Below are 17,777 nucleotides of genomic sequence, written 5' to 3' on the forward strand. Positions count from 1 at the left end.
GTGAAGGGAGATCTTCATGCGGGGATCTGTGGGAGCCGAGGGGTGCGATTCCCCTCGGCTACCCGACTCGCGGTGGGGACCAGCGGTCCGGCGCTCGTGCAGATCGCCGAGGCCAAGGCGGTGTGCGCGCGCTGCCCGGTCACCGCCGAGTGCCTGGGTTGGGCGCTGGCGAGCGGGCAGGACAGCGGGGTGTGGGGTGGCCTCACCGACGCCGAGCGGCGTGACCTGCGCGCGCGGAGGGCCGCGTCCGGCCGGCAGCGTGCGGCCGCGGGTTCTCGCAGGACCCGGCCGTGCAGCGGTCCGTACGAGCGTTGACCGCAGCGTGACACGGCCGAGCGGCAGGCGCTCCCGCGACCGAGCCGTGCGCCCTGTTGGGTGGGGAGAGCCTGCTCAACACCCCGCTGCTCGGATTCGTGCCAAGCTGCGAGCGCCGCGACGACCTGCTCGCCGGCCGGGCCGGGCCCGCCACCCCCGCTGCCGGTGGCCGGGGGTGGTGGCGGGGGTGGCGGTCCGGACCGGCGGCAGGCGCCGGTTGGGCGTCAGCTCTCGATGCGGAGCAGGTTCTGAACGGTGGTGACCCCGGCGCCTGCCCACGCGGCGTGCTCGGCCTGGCGGCGCTCGGCCGCCGACTGGACCGTTCCGCGGAGCGTGACGACCCCGCTGGGCAAGATCGTCACGTCCACATGGTTGCTGTCGATCTGGGCATTGCGCACGAGCGCCGAGTTGATCGCCTTCTTGATGTCGGTGGCAACCGGCCGCTCCGCCAATGCGATGTCGTTGTGGACGGCGAGGACCCCGCGCAGGCCGCGCACGGCCCGCTCGGCGGCCACCCGCTGGAAACGCCAGGTGACGGTGCCGGAGAGGGTGACGGTCCCGGCGCGAACCACGGCCTGCACCGCGCCAGGCGGCACCTCCACGGAGCGGTCGAGGGCCTCGCCCGCCTCGCGGGCGACGTCGGTGTCGGTGACGGCGCTCCACGCGCTGTGGACCGTGATCTCGTCGGCGACGGCCGTGACACCCTGCACCCGCAGCGCTGCGCGCTCGGCATTGCGCTTCTCCGGGTAGGAGCTCACCTCGCCGGCAAGGGTGACGGCACCGTCGTTGACGGAGACGCCGATTCTCGTCGCATCCACGTCGGGGACCCATTCGAGCTCGTCGACGACCGCGCTCTTCAGCTCGGCGTCGGTCTTGTGATGTGTCTGTGTCATGGCACCAGGCTCCGGGGCCTGCCGCGGCGGCCGTAGGGCCGAAGGGCCCGCCGCTGCCTGCCAGCGGGCTCGGACGCGGGCCGACCCCTGTCCGGGGAGCCCGGTCAGGGGTCGGCGAGCGGGGCACGGTCGGTCGGGCCACCGGGTGCTTCCTACTGCTCCTTGCGGTACACCTCGATCTTCCAGTGGTTGGCCATCGCTGCGATCGCGCTCACGGCCGTCACGACCGGGGCGGCGACGGCCGCGACGAATCCGGCCGCCATCGGGATCTCCATCACGGTCTGCCCCTCCTCGTTCTTCACGACGATGCGCTGCACGGTGCTCTCGTTGATGAGCTCCTTGATCCGTGCGACGAACGCGTCGCCCCGGAGCTTCAGCGCATCCGGCCGGGCGGTGTCCTTCTCGGCCCTGTTCTGCGAGGCCGCCTCCTTGGCGGCGTCCTTCCCGTCTGCTGTGGACTTGGTCGATGTGCTCATGCTCTCGCTCCTTCGACATTGTTCGGTTCGGTACGACCATCGTGCGAGGCCGCGGCTCGCGCGGGAGGAGTCCGAGTACTGCGGTGGGCAGGGCCGATCGGCTCCCGGCACCGGACCTCAGCACCCCCGCGGTCCGGCCATGGGGACGGCGGGCCGACCGCGTGGCCGCGGCATGGTGGACAGGGTCGTCGGCGCGACCCCGGGCACGACGAGTGGGACGATCAGCAGCGGTCCGGCCGCGGCCCGGCGCAACGCGGTCGCGACGGGGCCGAGGGTGCCCGGCGTCGAACCGGTGCCGACGACGAGCATCTCGGCGTGCGCAGCCGCGTCGAGCAGCGTGGGGACCGGTGGTCCCTCGAGCACGCGTGCGGTCACGACCAGGTTGTTCGTCCCGACGGTGCTGCAGGTGGCGACCCGGCTCGCGCCGATGAGCAGGCCGGCGGTCTGCAGGTCGCCCGCAGGCTCCACCGGCACGTAGATCAGCTGCAGTGCCCACCCGCGGCGTTCGGCCTCGACGGCGGCGGCAGCAACGGCGCGCAGGGACGACCGGGATCCGTTGACACCCGCCACCACCGCCTTGCGCGGGCCGCTGCTCACGGTTGCAGCACCGGCCCGGACGACGCCCACCGGTAGCTCGCGCTCAGGTCGACCAGCCCGAGGTGCACGGTCCCGCGCACGTACAGGACGCTGCCACGCCCATGGCCGGCGTCGCGATAGAACAGGAACGACAGGCCGGCGTCCAACAGCCGGGACTGCGCCAGCCCCGCGTCGAGCACGGGTGGCATCTCGTTGCTGGGCACGACCCCGTCCACGACCCCGTCCGCGACGTCGGCCACCTCGTCGGCCCGCCCGTCGGCCTGGACGAGGACGAGACCACTGTCGGTGCGGTGGACGAGGGAGTCGACCCCGCGCGTCGCCTCGACGAAGAGCCGGAAGTCGTGCTCGGCGTCGTCCATGCCGGCGACGGCGTCCGCGATCGACATCGGAGTGCCGTCGGCTGCGAGGTGGCGGACGGTCGCCCGCGGCTGGGGGTGGTGGCCCCGTGCCGGGCGCCCCGTCCAGTGCGTCGCGACCCTTTCGAGGCGCCTGCCGAGCCGGTCGACGAGAAGATCCACGGCTTCCCGCGGCGTTGTCGCATCGGTGCTCACGTGGATCGGCTGGCCGTCGAGGTCGACGGTCACCCGGGCCGTGACCGGGTGCGAGCGGGCCGGGTCGTGATGGCGGATGACGTGCAGCCTCGTGTGGAGTGCCGGCCGGCCGGTGTGGGCGAGTACGGTGGCGATCTTGGGACGCGCGTAGTCGGCGAGGTCGTCGGCGATCCCGCCCCGCAGTTCCACCACGATGTCCTGCGGTGCGGGGCCTTCTGTTGTGCGGCTCATGACGCCACGGTGGCGCGGTGCGACCGCTTCCGGCAGGGCCGAGCGGACGGGTGTGGCAGGGGCAGAAGGTCCCGCCAACGCGTGCCGGCTCGTCGGACAGCCGTCGTTGCCGTCAGTGTCGCGTCAGGCTTTCCCCGCACGGTGCTTCCGCGCTGTGCCGTTCGATGCGGGCTGCCCAGCTGCCTTGGCGGCGGCGGCGAGCTCGGCCATCCCACCCTCGATGCCGCGGGCCAGCACGCCGATGTCGGAGGCGCTGTCGTAGTCGCCGGTGACGCCGAAGGTGATCGCGCCGCAGTAGCTGAAGATCGCGACCCCGATCCGCATCGTGGACCCGATCGGCACGTAGGGGATGATCTCCCGCAGCTGCCTGCCGGCGGCGTAGAGCGGCTCCCGTGGGCCCGCCACGTTGGTCGTGACGGTGACCACCGCCCGCTGCGGTACCAGCGAGAGCGTGCGGACCGTTGCGGCCGAGAGCGGGAACGGCTCGATCCCGGCGATCCCGATCAGCGCGGCGCCCGCTTCCGCCTCGTGGTCGGCCTTGAGCGCGGCGAGCCTGCTCGTGACGGCGGCGAGCCGCTCGACCGGGTCGGCGACCTCGATCGGCAGCGTGGCGAGCATGAGCGACACCCGGTTGCCCCGCGTGCCCTCTTCCCCGGGTGCGCGCACGGACACCGGCACCAGCGTGCGCACGAGCCCGGGAGCGGGCGTCTCGTGGCGGCCCAGCAGCAGCGCGCGGTAGCCGCCGGTGATCGCGCTGAGCACCACGTCGTTGAACGTCCCGCCGAAGGACTTCCGGATCGTCGCGACGTCGACGACGGTGCCGCGGCCGAAGGCGAAGCGACGGTTCGCCGACAGCGGACCCGAGATGGACGACGCCGGGGCCGGCCACGCCGCCGTGGCCAGCGTGGCCGCCCCGCGCAGCGTGTCGCGCACCATTCCCGCCAGCGTGGTGGGGTGCCGGACCACATCGGCGATCGCGCGCGCCTGCCCGATCGGGTTGCGGGCGAGTTCGAGCGCCGCGTCCGCGGTCAGTCGCAACCCGGACGGCTCCGGAGCCGGGTGCCACTCGTCGACGAGCACCGGTGGTGGTGTCGGTGTCGGATCGAGGATCACCCGGTAGAGGTCGGTGCCCGAGACGCCGTCGACCATGCAGTGATGGACCTTGGAGATCAGGGCCCACCGGCCGCCCGCGAGGCCCTCCACGAGCCAGTACTCCCAGAGCGGGTGGTCCCGATCCAGGCGGGCCGACATCACCCGGCCCAGCAGCGCCGCCAGCTCGGCGTCACCCCCCGGGTCGGGAAGTGCGGTGCGGCGCAGGTGGTAGTCGATGTCGAAGTGCTCGTCGTCGATCCACACCGGGGGGCCGATGTCGAGTGGGATCTGGCGGACCTTCTGCCGGTAGCGGGGGATGAGCGGGAGGCGGCCCGCGATGTGGCGCCGGAAATCCTCGGGGGTGGGCGGTGGGCCGTCGAACACGGCGACGGAGGAGATGGCCAGCGATGCGGTCGGCTCGGAGTCCTCGATCTGCAGGAACGCCGCGTCGAGCGGGGTCATCCGGTCCATGACGGTCACAGCTCCCGCTTGAGGATCTTGTTGGCGGCGTTCTTGGGCAGCGTGTCGCGGAACTCGACCGATCGCGGGTACTTGTAGGAGGCCATCCGCTCCTTGACGTGCGCGATGAGCTCGGCCTCGGTCGCCTCCTTGCCCGGCCGCAGCGCGACGAAGGCCTTGACCTCCTGCCCGAAGTGCGCGTCGGGCACGCCGACGACGGCCGCCTCCGCGATGGCGGGGTGGCTGTAGAGGACGTCCTCCACCTCACGCGGGTAGACGTTGTAGCCGCCGCGGATGATCAGCTCCTTCTTGCGGTCGACGACGAAGAAGTAGCCGTCCTCGTCGACATAACCCAGGTCGCCGGTGTGGAACCAGCCGTCGGTCATCGCCTCGGCGGTGGCCTCCGGGTTGCCGTGGTAGCCGCGCATCACGTTGACGCCACGCACCACGATCTCGCCGATGTGCTCCCGGCCCGGCTGCAGCTGCTGTCCCTGCTCGTCCCAGATCTGCACGTCGACACCCCAGATCGGCTTGCCGATGCTGTAGACGCGCCGGTCGGCCTCACTGAAGTTGAAGGTGGTGGTGGCGGCGGTCTCCGACAGCCCGTACCCCTCGAGGATGACGGTGTCGAAGGTGCGCTCGAACTCGTCGATGACCTCGGCCGGGATCGGGGCGCCGCCGGAGATCCCGACCCGCATCGCGGAGAGGTCGTAGGTGGCCAGGTCGGGGTGGTTGAGCAGCGCGATGTACATCGTCGGCACGCCCTCGAAGACGGTGACGCGGTCGCGCTGCATCGTCTCGAGGACGACGGTCGGGTCGAACCGGGCCACCAACGTCATCGTGGCGCCGAACCGGACGCAGAGGTTCATGATGCTCGACAGTGCGAAGATGTGGAACAGGGGCAGCGCCACCAGCACCACGTCGTCGTCGCGGATCCCGAAGAGCCTGCCGGGGGTGTCGGCGTTCATGTAGAGCTGGAAGTGGGTCAGCTCGGCACCCTTGGGCACGCCGGTCGTCCCGGCGGTGTAGACGAGCACGGCGACATCACCGGGGTCGGTCTGGTACATCGGTGCCGGGCCGCTGCCCTGCAGCAGTTCCTCGAAGGGGCGTCCCACCGACGGTTGGGCAATGCCGGGGGTGGTCAGCACCACGAGCTCGGTGACGCCGGCATCGGCGGCACCCTTCGCGGCCTGCTCGGCGAATCCCGCCCACGTCACGAGCATCCGCGCGCCGGAGTCGCGCAGGACGTGCGCGACCTCGCCCGCCTTGTAGAGCACGTTCATCGGCACCACGACACAGCCGGCCTTGAGCATGCCGAAGTAGGCGATGAGGAACTGCGGCACGTTGGGTAGCTGCAGCCCGACGGTGTCGCCGGGCTGAAAGCCCCGCGCGCGCAGGCCCGCGGCGAACCTGTCCGACGCCAGGTCGAGCTGCGCGTACGACATGTGGTGCTCGCCGCTGATCACGACGGTCCGGTCGGGGTTGCTGCGGGCGGACTCGCGCAAGATCGTCGCCAGGTTGAAGGACATGGTCAGCTCCTCCTCGACGTCGCTGCTGCGGTGGTGGGGATGGGCGTGTTCCGGGCGGCGGCTTCGCCGACCTCGGCGGCGAAGGCGGCGACGAGTCGCTCGGGATCGTCGATGACGGCGCGATCGGTGCCGAACCCGACCGTGACCTGGCCGGCGTAGCTGAAGACGCAGACGGTGAGCGCCTGCTGCGCGCTGGTGGGAGCCCACCCGACCATGCCCGTGACGGGGGCACCCGCGAGCGCCATCCGGACGCGCGGTCCCGGGACGTTGGTGAGGACGCCGACGGCCTTGCCGGCGAGGGAGTCGCTGATCCAGCTGCCCAGCGGGGCCGGCGTGACCGCGATGCCCCGGGAGATGCCGAACGTGATCATCGGTTCGTAGGAGTCGCGGATCCGGGCCATCCGGGTGTGCACCTCGGCGAGGCGTTCCCGGAACGGGACGGGCGCGTGCGGGAGCACGGCGAGCACGAGCGCGAAGTGGTTGCCCAGGTCGGCGGGGAGCTCGGCGTCGAAGGGCTCCAGGTTGACCGGCACCATCCAGGCGAGGTCGTCGGCGGTCTCCCCGTCGAGCACGCCCTGCTCGTCGAGGTAGCTCGACACGGCGCCGGCGACGAGCGCCGTGCAGACGTCCCCGACGCTCGTCCCGGTCTCGTGGGCGATCCCGGTGAGCAGCTCGAGCGGTACCGGGTCACCCCAGACTGCGGTCTTGGCGACACCGACGGCGCCCTCGAGCCGGGTGTGCGGGTTGTTCCAGGCCGCGATCTTCACGACGCTGCCGGCGGTGTGCAGCACCGTGAGCGCCGTCTCCGCCGTCAGGTCGAGGAGGTGGCCCGGGCGGACGGACGCGGGCAGCAGCGAGGCCACCGAGCCGGCCGCTCTCAGCACGGGACCGCCCCCGGACTGCCGGGCGAGGTCGGCGAGCTGCGCCGAGAGGTGCTCGCCCTCGTGCACCGGCGCAGCCCCGCCGACCCGCGCGATGGGCGACCGGTCGTCACCGTCGACGGGATCGAGGATGCCGAGCGCGACCTGCGTGAGCCGGATGCCGTCAGCCATCGCATGGTGGAACCGCTGCACGAGCGCGCTCCCGGTCCCGTAGCCCTGCAGCAGGTGCAGCGCCCACAGCGGGCGGCTGCGATCCAGTGGCACGCTGCGCTGCTCCCCGACGAACCGTTCGAGCGCGGTCCGGTCACCGGGCGCGGGCACGGTCGCCACCCTCAGGTGGCGGTCGAGATCGAACTCCGGATCGTCCTCCCAGTGGGCGGTGCCCGGGAGCAGGCCGTCGACGGCGCGCTGCCGGAAGACCGGGTAGCGATCCAACAGCCGGTCCTGGACGAGAGCGCGCAGGGCTGCGGGGTCGACCGGCTCGGACGTCCACATCACCGAGGTGATCACGAGCAGGTTCGTCGGGCGGTCGAGCTCGAGCCAGAGCTGGTCCTGAGGTGGGATCGGGCGGCGGGTCACGGGCATCTCCTGGTCCTCGACGATCACCGGCGCGGTCGGCAGGCGGCAATGGCCCGAGACTGCGCCGGTGCCGGCCGGTCACCCAGGTCCGACCGGCCCCCGCCGGTCGCTGAAGGTCCTGCCACCGAACCCGCGCGGATCCGGGGCCTGAAGGCGACCGGCAATTGAGTGCCTCGCGAACCCTCGATTGCCGGACGCTCTAAGTCCCGGCCCCATGGGTGCGAAGGGCCCTGCCGGTGGGGCGTGCTCGTGCCGAGGATCGGGCCGATGTTCGGGTTCGCCGGTCACCGGGTCCGGCGCGCGGCAGCTGGAGGACGTGATGGATGCACTGGTGGCAGTGGAGTCGGTGTTCGGGAACACCCGCGCGATCGCCGACGCGATCGCCGACGGGCTGGCCGAGCGGATGACCGTGCGCGTCGTCGACGTCGCCACGGCGCCCTCGGCGCTCGGCGGTGCCGACCTGCTCGTCGTCGGCGGCCCGACGCACGCCTTCGGGATGAGCCGGCCGGGGACGCGGGCCGCGGCCGCGGCGGAGGTCGGGAGCGGGGCCACGGCCGCCGAGGTCGGCCTGCGGGAGTGGCTCGAGGCGCTGCCCACCGGCACGGTGCCCGCGGCCAGCTTCGACACCTGCATCGATCGCCCCCGGATGCCGGGGTCGGCCGCGGCACGCGCCCACCGCCTGCTGCGCCGCCGCGGCTACCGCATGATCGCCCGCAGGCAGACCTTCCGCGTCGCGGGGACACCCGGTCCGCTGGTCGACGGCGAGCTGGAGCGGGCCACGGCATGGGGTTCCGGGCTCGCCACGCAGCTCGCCGGTTCCGCGCAGGCGGAGCGCTCCCGATGACGGCGCCGGTGCGGGCACCGCAGCGTGGCGCCACCGCCGTGCTGATCGTGCTGGAACTGCTCATCGGCGGCTCGGCAGTGGTGGGCGGGCTCGGGCTCATGCGCGACGGGATGGGCCTGCCGGCGGCGTGGCTCGCGGCCACCCCGTTCCCGACCTGGACGTGGCCGGGGATCTTCCTGCTCGCCGGCGTCGCGGCGCCGATGCTCGTCGCGGCAGCGATGGAGGCCGCTGGGATGCGCCGGGCGGGCGACGTGTCGGTGGCAGCCGGTGCGGCGCTCGTGGTGTGGATCGTGGTGCAGCTCGCGGTGCTGCAGCAGTTCTCGGTGCTGCAGCCGGTGATGGCGGCGGCGGGCCTTGCCGTCGTGCTGGCAGCGCGCTGGGCGCACCGGGTGTGGTGGACGTGATGCTCGGGAGGCTGGTCGGACCGTCGACGGCGCAAGCACGAGAACCCGAGGAGCGGACCGACAAGCCTGTTTCAGGACGGCCCAGCCGACCAGGCCTCGCGCCACCGATCCCAGGTCCATCGGCCCCCGACCTCGGGCCGTCCGCGGGTTCCGCCCGGGACCACCCGGAGGGCAACCTCGGCCCCAGGGACACGCAGAACGGCTGACGAGGGTTCGGGAGGATCATGATGGACGGACAGCAGGCCAGGCGAGCAGTGGTCGTCGGCGTCGACGGCTCCGACAACGCGACGCGCGCGTTGCGTTGGGCGGTCGAGGAGGCCGGGCGGCGCCGGTTGCCGCTGCGGGTGGTGCATGCCTTCGGGTGGACCGAGGAGCACGCCGCGGACGGCCGGCCAGGACACAGCCCGGCCTACCGCGCGACGCTGCTCGAGCGCGCGCACAAGCTGGTCGCGGCCGCCGCTGCCGGGGCCCACGGCCTGGACCCCGCCCTCGAGATCGAGCAGGAGGTCACGGCCGGGTCGCCGATCGCCGTGCTGGCCGGCGCGGCGCGCACGGCGCAGCTGCTGGTCGTGGGCGACCGCGGTCTCAACCGCCTCGAGGGGTTGCTGCTGGGCTCGGTGGCGGTCGCCCTCGCGACGCACGCGGCGTGCCCCGTGGTGATCGTCCGCGGCCCCGAGCGGGAACCCACCCGCACCGCGACGCTGCCGGTGGTGGTCGGCATCGACGGCTCCCCGACGAGCGAGGCCGCCATCGCGTTCGCGTTCGAGGCCGCCGCGGAGCGGAAGGTTCCGCTGGTGGCCGTGCACACCTGGTGGGACCGGGGCAGCGACCCCGTACTGGCGCTGCCCATGGTGGGCAGCGAGCTCATCGAGCAGGAGGCGGCCGAGGTGCTGGCCGAGCGGTTGGCCGGCTGGGGCGAGAAGTACCCGGACGTCGCCGTGCAGCGGGTGCTGGTGCACGACTTCCCGGCACCGGGGCTGCTCGCCCGGTCGACCGGCGCCCAGCTACTCGTCGTCGGAACCCGTGGCCACGGCGAGTTCACCGGCCTCGTGCTCGGGTCGGTCAGCAACGCGGCCATCCACCGGGCCGCATGCCCCGTTGCCGTCGTCCGTCCCACAGCACAGCGGGCATAGGTCCTTCACAGCCGCCGGCACGACCAGTACGGGAACCGGGCAGCGCCGCAGCAACGCCCGGCTCGTCGATCCGAACAGGGCCCGCGCCGGCGCGCTGCGCCCACGGCAACCGACCACCACCAGCCGCGCGGCGCCTGCTGCTCCCAGCAGCACGGTGCCCGGCTGGCCCGCCGGCGTCCGCACCTCGACACCGACGCCGGGAAAGCGCTCCGACCAGGCGCGCAACCCCTCGGCGAGCGAGCTGGCGGCGGCCTGCCGCCCCGCCCCCCCGGGAACGAGGTGTCCCAGCATCCCCGTCGTGTCGTGCTCGGCGTGCACGACCAGCAGCCCGCAGCCGTGCCGGTGCGCCGCGGCGAAGGCCACGCCCAGCACGCGCGCGTCGGCGCCGGCGTCGGCCACCCCCACGAGAACCGGACGCTTCGGGCCGGGCGAGCGGTGCCGCCCACGTATCACGGCCACCGGGCAGCAGGCGCGACCGGCGACGTCGACGGCCGTGGACCCGATCGCGGCGTCTCGGGGCAGCTCGCGGCTGCCCATGCCGACGACGACCAGGCACGCCCGGCTGGACGCGGCGACCAGTGCCGGTATCGCGGCATTCGCCGTCCAGGCGGCCGAGACGTCGCACGCGGGTACGGCCCGGCGCGCGACCGCGATGGCCTCGGCGAGCACTTCCGCCGCGCGGGCCCGGCCGGGCCCGGCGGTGGGCCCGACCGCGTAGGGGGCCGCGTGCAGGATCCGCAGCGCGTGGCCCCGGCGCGCGGCCTCCGCTGCGGCCCACTGGATCGCCGCCGTCGCGCCGGGCGTCCCGTCGGTCCCCACGACGACGCCCCCGCGGGACGCCGGACTGATTTCCTGTGACGGTTCCACGGCTCCCCCTTCCGGGTCCGAGCCGTCACGATGCCGCGGTCGCCGCCCGGCCAGCACGGCCGAAAGCCCTGCGCCTCGCCGCCGGGTGGCACCCCTTGCCGCGATCACGCCGGGTTGCCTTCCGGTCGGCGCCGTGCCACGGTGAGCACCGCTCTGCCGTCGTGCCGAGGCCCTCCAGGAGGTGCGATGTCGATCGAGGAGCGTCCCGATCACGCGCATCGGGGAATGCCCAACGTCATGTCCAGCCTGCGGCTCGACGAGCTGCTGCGCGAGGTCCAGGAACGGCTCACCGAGATCGTCGCCACGCGCGACCGGATGCAGGGCCTGCTCGACGCTGTGCTCGCCATCGCCGCGGGGTTGGAACTGGACACGACGTTGCGGCGGATCGTGCAGTCCGCCGTCGATCTCGTCGACGCCCAGTACGGTGCGCTCGGGGTGCTGGCGCCGGAAGGCGGGCTGTCGCGCTTCATCCACATCGGCATCGACGACGAGACCCGCGCGAACATGGGTCCCTTGCCGGAAGGAAAGGGTCTGCTCGGGCAGCTCATCCTGGACCCGCGTCCGCTGCGACTACTGGATCTCAGCAGACACGACGCGTCGGTCGGGTTCCCACCCAACCACCCGCCGATGCACTCCTTCCTCGGCGTTCCGGTGCGGGTGAGCGACGCCGTGTTCGGCAACCTCTACCTCACCGAGAAGCGGGGCGGCGGCGAGTTCACCGCAGCCGACGAGGTCGTCGTGGAGGCGCTCGCCGCCGCTGCCGGCATCGCGGTGCAGAACGCGGACCTGTTCGAGCAGACCCGCCTGCGTCAGCGATGGCTCGAGGCGACCGCCGAGATCCGCGCCGAGCTCCTGTCCGGAGCGAGCGAGGAGGACGCGCTGCACCTGATCGCGCAGCGGACGATGGAGCTGACCCGGTCCGACGCCATTCTCGTCCTGCTGGGACCCGACCCGGCGACCGCGGAGTTCCGGATCGGCGCGGTGTGCGGCCCGGACGAGGTCACCCGCGTCCACCGGATCGGTACCCACCCGTTGCTGGAGGAGATCGTCGAGGGGCGCGCCGCCGTGCTGGTCGGATCGCCGGGCGACCTGCCGGGGGCCGTCGGCGTCGCGACCTCCTACGGCCCGACGGCGGCGGTACCGCTGCTCTCGCAGGACGCGGGGATCGGCGTGCTCGTCGCGCTGCGGCTGAGCGGTGGGCCCCCGTTCCTGCCTGTCGAGGTACCCCTGCTCACCTCCTTCGGCGAGCAGGCCACGCTCGCGCTGGAACTGGAGGCGAAGAACCGTGCCCAGCGCCAGCTCGACGTGTTCGCCGACCGGGACCGGATCGCCCGCGACCTGCACGACCACGTCATCCAGCGGCTGTTCGCCACCGGGTTGCAGCTGCAGAGCCTGCAGCGGCGCAGCAGCGACCCCGTCCTGCAGCAGCGCATCCAGCAGTCGGTGGAGGAGCTCGACACCACCGTCCGGGAGATCCGCACGGCGATCTTCGACCTGCACACCACCGGGGAAGGTTCCGCCGACTCCAGCCTGCGCCGCAGGCTGCTCGACACCGCAGCGGAGGCCGTGCTGGGAACGGACGTGTCGCCCTCGGTGCGCATCTCCGGCGCCGTGGACACCCTGGTGTCGGACGAGATCGGCGTTCATGCCGTCGCGGTGGTGCGGGAGGGGATCAGCAACGCCGTGCGGCACGGCCGGGCGAGCCACGTCACGTTGACCGTGGACGCCGGGGCGGAGCTGCTGGTCGAAGTGCTCGACGACGGGATCGGGATCGACCCGGTCGCGGCCCGGAGCGGGCTGCGCAATCTCGAGGAGCGGGCGACAGCCTGCGGTGGCACGCTCATGGTGCAGCCGGTGGCGCCGACCGGAACCCGGCTGAGCTGGCGCGTGCCGCTCTGATCCGGGCGGCTCTCGATCAGGGGATCGAGGCCGACCGTTCCCGGCATCCGCATCCACATCCACATCCACCTTGCGGTGCAGCTCGATCGCGGAGCTGCAGCTGCGAGGCCCGATGTCGCGACTGCGCCGCGACGACCGGATGCCGCCCGGGTGGCACGGTCATCGGCCGCTCGGGCGCGGGGTGTCGCGGCGCAGCTCCGCCGCATAGACGGCGGCCTCGGTGCGGCGGGAGAAGCCGAGCTTGTGCAGCAGGGAGGACACGTAGTTCTTGACGGTCTTCTCGGCGAGGTACATCTCGGTGCCGATCTGGCGGTTGGTCAGGCCGTCGGCGATCAGCTCGAGGATGCGCCGCTCCTGCGGGCTCAGCGTCTCGTACCGGGGGTCGGTCGGCTCGTCGCCCTTGCGTAGCCGCTCCAGCACGACGGCCGTGGCCTTCGGGTCGAGCAGCGACCCGCCGGCCGCGAGCGTGCGCACCGCACCGACGAGATCGGTACCGGCCACCTGCTTGAGCAGGTACCCCGACGCACCCGCCATGATCGCCCCGAACAGGGCCTCGTCATCGGAGTACGAGGTCAGCATCAGGCACGCAGGCGGTGGCGAGACCGCCGAGCGCACGTCACGGCACACCGTGATGCCCTCGCCGTCGGGGAGCCGGACGTCGAGAATGGCCACGTCGGGACGCAGCGCGGGGATGCGCGCGAGCGCCTGCGCCACGGTGCCGGCCTCCCCGATGACCTGGATGTCGTCCTCGGACTCGAGCAGTTGGGCAATGCCGCGCCGGACGATCTCGTGGTCGTCCAGCAGGAACACGGAGATGGTCACAGGTTGGCCTCTCGTCGCTGGTTGTCGACGATGACGGTACGTCGGCAAGCGGCCCGCCGAACCCGGCGCACGGCCCCGAGGGTAGGGCCGAACGGCCCTGCCACCGCAAGCACGTCCGGCACTGGTGCGTGCCGGTCCGAACGCTACCGCTCGGGCAGCGTTCGCGCGATCAGCTCGACGAGGTCGAGGGTGCGCTGCGCGTAGCCCCACTCGTTGTCGTACCAGCCGAACACCTTGACGGTGCTCCCGACCACCCGGGTCAGCCCCGAGTCGAACAGGCACGATGCGTCCTCGCCGATCACGTCGTGGGAGACGACCGGGTCCGTCGTGTAGCGCAGGAAGCCCTTGAGCGGCCCGTCCGCGGCCGTCGCGAAGGCCCGGTTGACCTGCCCCACCGTGGCGGGCTCGGCCAGCCGTACGGTCAGGTCGACGAGCGAGGCGTCGACCACCGGCACCCGCACGGCGATCCCGTCGAGCCTGCCGGCGAGGTCGGGCAGGACCTCCCCGATGGCCCGCGCGGCGCCGGTGCTGGTCGGGATGATGTTGACAGCGGCCGAGCGGGCCCGCCGCAGGTCCTTGTGCGGCCCGTCGAGCAGGTTCTGGTCGGCCGTGTAGCTGTGGATCGTGGTGAGCAGGCCCTCCTCGATCCCGAAGGCGTGGTGCAGCACCTGTGCCATCGGTGCCGCGCAGTTCGTGGTGCAGGACGCATTGGACACGATGTGCTGCGCCGTGGCGTCGTAGGTGTCCTGGTTGATCCCCATGACGAGGGTCGCGTCGATGTCGGTGCCCGGCGCGGTGAGCACGACCTTCCGGGCGCCCGCGGCGAGATGGCCCTCGGCGCGCTCCCGGGTGCGGAACCGCCCGGTCGCCTCGATCACCACGTCCACCCCGAGGTCGCCCCAGCCCAGATCTGCCGGGTTGGCCTCCTGCATCACCCTGATCAGGTGGTCGTCGACGGACAGGTACTGCCCGGCGAGCTCGACGCGGCGCGTCCACGGCCCGTAGGTCGAGTCGTGGCGCAGCAGATGGGCGATCGTCTCCGCCGGGGCGAGGTCGTTGATCGCGACGATCTCGAACCCGGAGTCCTCCCGATCGAGTGCACCGCGCAGGGCGTCCCTGCCGATCCGGCCCATCCCGTTGATTCCGACGCGGACCCGCATGGCCGGCTCCTCTCATCGCGTGCATCCGTTGCGGTGCACTCGGTAGAGCCATGCTCGGCGGACGCCGGGCAGCCGAACACGGGCGAGCGACCGTGCCGCACAGGGCCGGACGGCCCCCGAGCGGTGAGGTGGGACGGCGGTGGGACGTGCGGCCCGGCAGCGAGGGGCCGTCAGCCTGTCGTCGGATCCGACGGCGCTCGACATCGTGGCGGTGAGGGCCGAACGCCGGACCGTCGAGGGAGCTGTCATGCAGGAACAGGGCCGGATCGTGGCGGGGCTGGACGGGTCGGTCGAGGCGCTGGCGGCCGTCCGCATCGCGCTGGCCGAGGCCGCTCTGCGCGGGTCGCGGGTGGAGGTCGTGCGCGCGTTCCTGCCGCCGGACCACACCGGCAGCGTCCACTACTGCGCCTTCGCCGCCCCCACGCTCGACCAGCTGACCGCGAGCATCGAGCGCAGCGGGCGGCGCTGGGTGGACGGCATCGCCGCGGCAGGCGGCGGTGCACTGGCAACGGTGCCGGTCGACGTCGTCGCGCAGCCCGGCCGCCCGGCCAAGGTGCTCGTCGAGCGGGCCCTCGGGGCCGACCTGCTCGTGCTGGGCCGGCGCAGGGCGGCGGGCACCAGGCCCGGCTCGGTGGGCCGGTACTGCATGCTGCACGCCCCCTGCCCGGTCACGATCGTCCGGTACGGCGACCCGCGTGACGGCGTGGCGCGGGGGCTGGCCGGTGCCGCCCGGTCATGACCCGTCCGCCGCAGGATGCTCCGCCCGATATGCCGCCACCGCGGTCGGCAGGGTGGGGTAGATGCGGTCACGGCCGATCCGCTCGATGAGGCCGCCGCGCTGCAGGTCCGCCTGGAGGTCCTGCTTCGCCCGGGCGAGCGCGATCACCACCTCGCGCCGGTCGAGCTCCTCGCACAGGCTGGTGAGCGTGTCGGCCGCGGTGATGTCGAGCTCGACGATGGCCTCCATGTTGAGCAGCAGCCACCGGACCGGCCCGGCGGCGGCATCGAGCGCGGCGAGCGCCCGCGCGCGGAAGTCGTCGGCATTGGCGAAGAACAGCGGCGCGTCGTAGCGGTAGACGACGAGGCCCGGGACCGTCGCCGCATCGGGGTGATCGTCGACGTCGTGCATGCCCGCGATCCCCGGCGCGAAGCCGAGCACCCCGTCGTGCGGGCGGGACACCCGCCGCAGCAGGTCCAGTATCGACAGCCCGATCGCGGCGAGCACCCCGTAGAGCACACCCAGTCCCAGCACCGCCACCGTGGTGGCCAGCGCGAGGGCGAGCTCGGACCACCGGAACCGCGCGAAGCGGCGGAACTCCCCGATGTCGATCAGCCGTGCCGCGGCGTAGATGACGAGCGCGCCGAGCGCCGCGGTGGGGAACGCCGCGAGGACGGGCCCGCCGACCACCAGCACGACCACGACGATCAGCAGCGTCACCACCGACGAGAGCTGGCTGCGGCTACCGACGGCGTCACCGATGACGGTCCGGCTGCCGCTGCTGCTGACCGGGAAGCCCTGCACGAGCCCCGCCGCGAGGTTCACCGCGCCCAGTGCCAGCAGCTCCTGATCGGCATCGAGCGGGGCGCGGCTGCGGGCGGCGAACGCTCGGCCGGTCAGCACGACATCGGAATAGCCCACGATCGCCACCCCGATCGCCGGCAGCAGCAACCCGGCCAGGTCCGGCGCATCGACCGCAGGCAGCGACGGCACGGGGATGCCCTGTGGCACGGCACCGACGAGGTGCACGCCCAACCGGTCGAGCGACAGCACTGCGGTGGCCGCAGCGGCGGCGAGCACCGCGATGAGGGGCCCCGGCAGCCGGGGGGCCAGCACCCCGAGCAGGATCAGCAGCGCGAGCACGCCGCCGGAGAGCACGAGCGTCGGGACGTGGGCGCTGCCGAGGCGGGTGCCGAACTCAGCCACCTGACCAGGGAAGGTCTCCGCGTCGATCCGGACGCCGCTGACCTTGCCGAGCTGCCCGCCGATCATGATGAACGCGATCCCCGCGAGGTAACCGATCAGAACCGGGCGCGAGAGCAGATCGGCGAGGAAGCCCAGCCGCGCGATCCGGCCCAGCAGGCAGATCCCCCCGACCAGCAGCGCCAGCGCGGCCGACAAGGCGGCGTGGCGGTCGGCGTTGCCCGCTGCGAGCGGGGCGACCGCGATGGCCGTCATCAGCGCCGTGGTCGACTCCGGCCCGATCGACAGCTGCCGCGACGAGCCGAGCACGGCATAGACGGCCAGCGCGGCGACACTGGCCCACAGCCCGGCCACCGCGGCCACCCCCGCCACCTCGGCGTAGGCCAGCACCTGCGGCACCAGGTAGGCGGCGACGGTCAGCCCGGCCAGCAGGTCTCCCCGGAGCCGGGGGACGTCTCGGCGACGCAGCGCCGTCAGCCCGGGACGGAGCCCGGCCGCCAGCGTCACACCGCTTCGCCGCTTCCGTCCTGACGTTGCTGTCACCGCGATGTCCCTCCGTCGCCCGGCGCACCTGCCCGCGGCAAGGATCCGGCACACCGGCGGGGAACACCCCGGGCGAAGGTCCCGCGCCCGGGGTCAGGTGGACGCCCGCTGTCGTCCGTCCGCTCACCGACTCGGGCCCTCGGTCCCCATCGTCATTGCAGTGTCAATGATCTGATCTCGGCCGCAGCTCGATCGAGAGGACCACCATGCTCGTCGCCGGTTCAGCATCCGCACCGACCGCCGCGATCACCGCCCACCTGTGCGGGCAGTGGCAACGGGGTGATCGAACTCGTCGGCCCGCTCGACCGGGACGCGAGCCACCGCACATCGGTCCTGCTCGGAGCCATGCTGGACGCGGGTGCGCGGCGGGTGCCGGGATGCGGGTCGCGACGGCCCGCTGACCCGGCACCGTGGTCGCACGGCGGCGGACGCGGCGCGTTGCCTCGGACTGGAGCATCCCGGCGACGCTGTTGAGCAGGGTCACACCGAGTGCGAGGAGCAGGCAGTGCCGGCCGACAGGGCGGATGTGCTCCCCGCCGGGGCCGAAGGACTCTGTCGGTGCCCGATTCCGGCGGGCATCG

16 protein-coding genes and 1 pseudogene are annotated in these 17,777 nt (G+C 73.0%); 6 read left to right on the plus strand and 11 right to left on the minus strand.

Going from position 1 to position 17,777, the window contains the following annotated elements:
• The first annotated feature begins 24 nt into the window (after window positions 1–24).
• Complete coding sequence (locus ACFPFQ_RS45490) at window positions 25–315, plus strand: WhiB family transcriptional regulator (RefSeq protein ID WP_379629571.1); 291 nt, start codon at window positions 25–27, stop codon at window positions 313–315.
• Window positions 316–539: 224 nt separating this feature from the next.
• Here the strand turns inward: ACFPFQ_RS45490 and ACFPFQ_RS45495 are convergent, their stop codons facing one another.
• From ACFPFQ_RS45495 to ACFPFQ_RS45525, 7 genes are all read right to left on the minus strand, one after another.
• Complete coding sequence (locus tag ACFPFQ_RS45495; protein ID WP_379629527.1) at window positions 540–1,208, minus strand: BON domain-containing protein; 669 nt, start codon at window positions 1,206–1,208, stop codon at window positions 540–542.
• A gap of 152 nt (window positions 1,209–1,360) precedes the next feature.
• Window positions 1,361–1,684 carry a DUF4342 domain-containing protein gene (locus ACFPFQ_RS45500; RefSeq protein ID WP_379629528.1) on the minus strand — a complete coding sequence of 108 codons (324 nt, stop codon included), beginning with the start codon at window positions 1,682–1,684 and terminating at the stop codon, window positions 1,361–1,363.
• Between the two features lie 117 nt (window positions 1,685–1,801).
• Window positions 1,802–2,281 (minus strand): universal stress protein, encoded by a 480-nt coding sequence (locus tag ACFPFQ_RS45505; protein WP_379629529.1) that lies wholly within the window; start codon window positions 2,279–2,281, stop codon window positions 1,802–1,804.
• Window positions 2,278–3,063 (minus strand): HPF/RaiA family ribosome-associated protein, encoded by a 786-nt coding sequence (locus tag ACFPFQ_RS45510; protein ID WP_379629530.1) that lies wholly within the window; start codon window positions 3,061–3,063, stop codon window positions 2,278–2,280. The genes ACFPFQ_RS45505 and ACFPFQ_RS45510 overlap by 4 nt, the downstream gene beginning before the upstream one ends.
• A 123-nt stretch (window positions 3,064–3,186) precedes the next feature.
• A complete protein-coding gene (locus ACFPFQ_RS45515) occupies window positions 3,187–4,626 on the minus strand; it encodes a WS/DGAT/MGAT family O-acyltransferase (RefSeq protein ID WP_379629531.1) in 1,440 nt (479 codons plus the stop codon).
• Window positions 4,627–4,631: 5 nt separating this feature from the next.
• Window positions 4,632–6,143, minus strand: coding sequence for a long-chain-fatty-acid--CoA ligase (locus tag ACFPFQ_RS45520; protein WP_379629532.1), 1,512 nt, complete (start codon window positions 6,141–6,143; stop codon window positions 4,632–4,634).
• A 2-nt stretch (window positions 6,144–6,145) separates the two neighbouring features.
• Complete coding sequence (locus ACFPFQ_RS45525; protein WP_379629533.1) at window positions 6,146–7,603, minus strand: wax ester/triacylglycerol synthase family O-acyltransferase; 1,458 nt, start codon at window positions 7,601–7,603, stop codon at window positions 6,146–6,148.
• 319 nt (window positions 7,604–7,922) lie between these two features.
• Here ACFPFQ_RS45525 and ACFPFQ_RS45530 point away from each other — a divergent pair, with 319 nt between their 5' ends.
• The 3 genes from ACFPFQ_RS45530 to ACFPFQ_RS45540 all read left to right on the plus strand — a co-directional run bounded on the left by ACFPFQ_RS45530 (window position 7,923) and on the right by ACFPFQ_RS45540 (window position 9,984).
• Complete coding sequence (locus tag ACFPFQ_RS45530; protein ID WP_379629534.1) at window positions 7,923–8,447, plus strand: flavodoxin family protein; 525 nt, start codon at window positions 7,923–7,925, stop codon at window positions 8,445–8,447.
• Entirely contained in the window at window positions 8,444–8,851 is a 408-nt protein-coding gene (locus ACFPFQ_RS45535) for a hypothetical protein (protein ID WP_379629535.1), read from the plus strand. Before ACFPFQ_RS45530 ends, ACFPFQ_RS45535 begins: the two co-directional genes overlap by 4 nt.
• Before the next feature lie 224 nt (window positions 8,852–9,075).
• Entirely contained in the window at window positions 9,076–9,984 is a 909-nt protein-coding gene (locus ACFPFQ_RS45540) for a universal stress protein (protein WP_379629536.1), read from the plus strand.
• A gap of 27 nt (window positions 9,985–10,011) precedes the next feature.
• On the opposite strand, the pseudogene ACFPFQ_RS45545 reads toward ACFPFQ_RS45540, so the two are convergent.
• Window positions 10,012–11,070, minus strand: a pseudogene (locus ACFPFQ_RS45545) (universal stress protein); the annotation flags it as partial.
• Between ACFPFQ_RS45545 and ACFPFQ_RS45550 the strand changes: the two are divergent.
• Complete coding sequence (locus tag ACFPFQ_RS45550) at window positions 11,038–12,750, plus strand: GAF domain-containing protein (protein WP_379629537.1); 1,713 nt, start codon at window positions 11,038–11,040, stop codon at window positions 12,748–12,750. The pseudogene ACFPFQ_RS45545 and the gene ACFPFQ_RS45550 sit on opposite strands and share 33 nt — an antisense overlap.
• A 159-nt stretch (window positions 12,751–12,909) precedes the next feature.
• Here ACFPFQ_RS45550 and ACFPFQ_RS45555 read toward each other — a convergent pair whose 3' ends face one another.
• Together ACFPFQ_RS45555 and gap are read right to left on the minus strand one after the other, a co-directional pair.
• A complete protein-coding gene (locus tag ACFPFQ_RS45555) occupies window positions 12,910–13,572 on the minus strand; it encodes a response regulator (RefSeq protein ID WP_379629538.1) in 663 nt (220 codons plus the stop codon).
• Between the two features lie 143 nt (window positions 13,573–13,715).
• Window positions 13,716–14,732, minus strand: coding sequence for a type I glyceraldehyde-3-phosphate dehydrogenase (gap, locus tag ACFPFQ_RS45560; RefSeq protein ID WP_379629539.1), 1,017 nt, complete (start codon window positions 14,730–14,732; stop codon window positions 13,716–13,718).
• 247 nt (window positions 14,733–14,979) lie between these two features.
• Between gap and ACFPFQ_RS45565 the strand changes: the two genes are divergently transcribed.
• Window positions 14,980–15,471 carry a universal stress protein gene (locus ACFPFQ_RS45565; protein WP_379629540.1) on the plus strand — a complete coding sequence of 164 codons (492 nt, stop codon included), beginning with the start codon at window positions 14,980–14,982 and terminating at the stop codon, window positions 15,469–15,471.
• Here the strand turns inward: ACFPFQ_RS45565 and ACFPFQ_RS45570 are convergent.
• Complete coding sequence (locus ACFPFQ_RS45570; protein ID WP_379629541.1) at window positions 15,466–17,196, minus strand: SulP family inorganic anion transporter; 1,731 nt, start codon at window positions 17,194–17,196, stop codon at window positions 15,466–15,468. The genes ACFPFQ_RS45565 and ACFPFQ_RS45570 overlap by 6 nt on opposite strands.
• Window positions 17,197–17,777 lie beyond the last annotated feature (581 nt).

It is taken from the genome of Pseudonocardia sp. GCM10023141, from assembly GCF_042653605.1.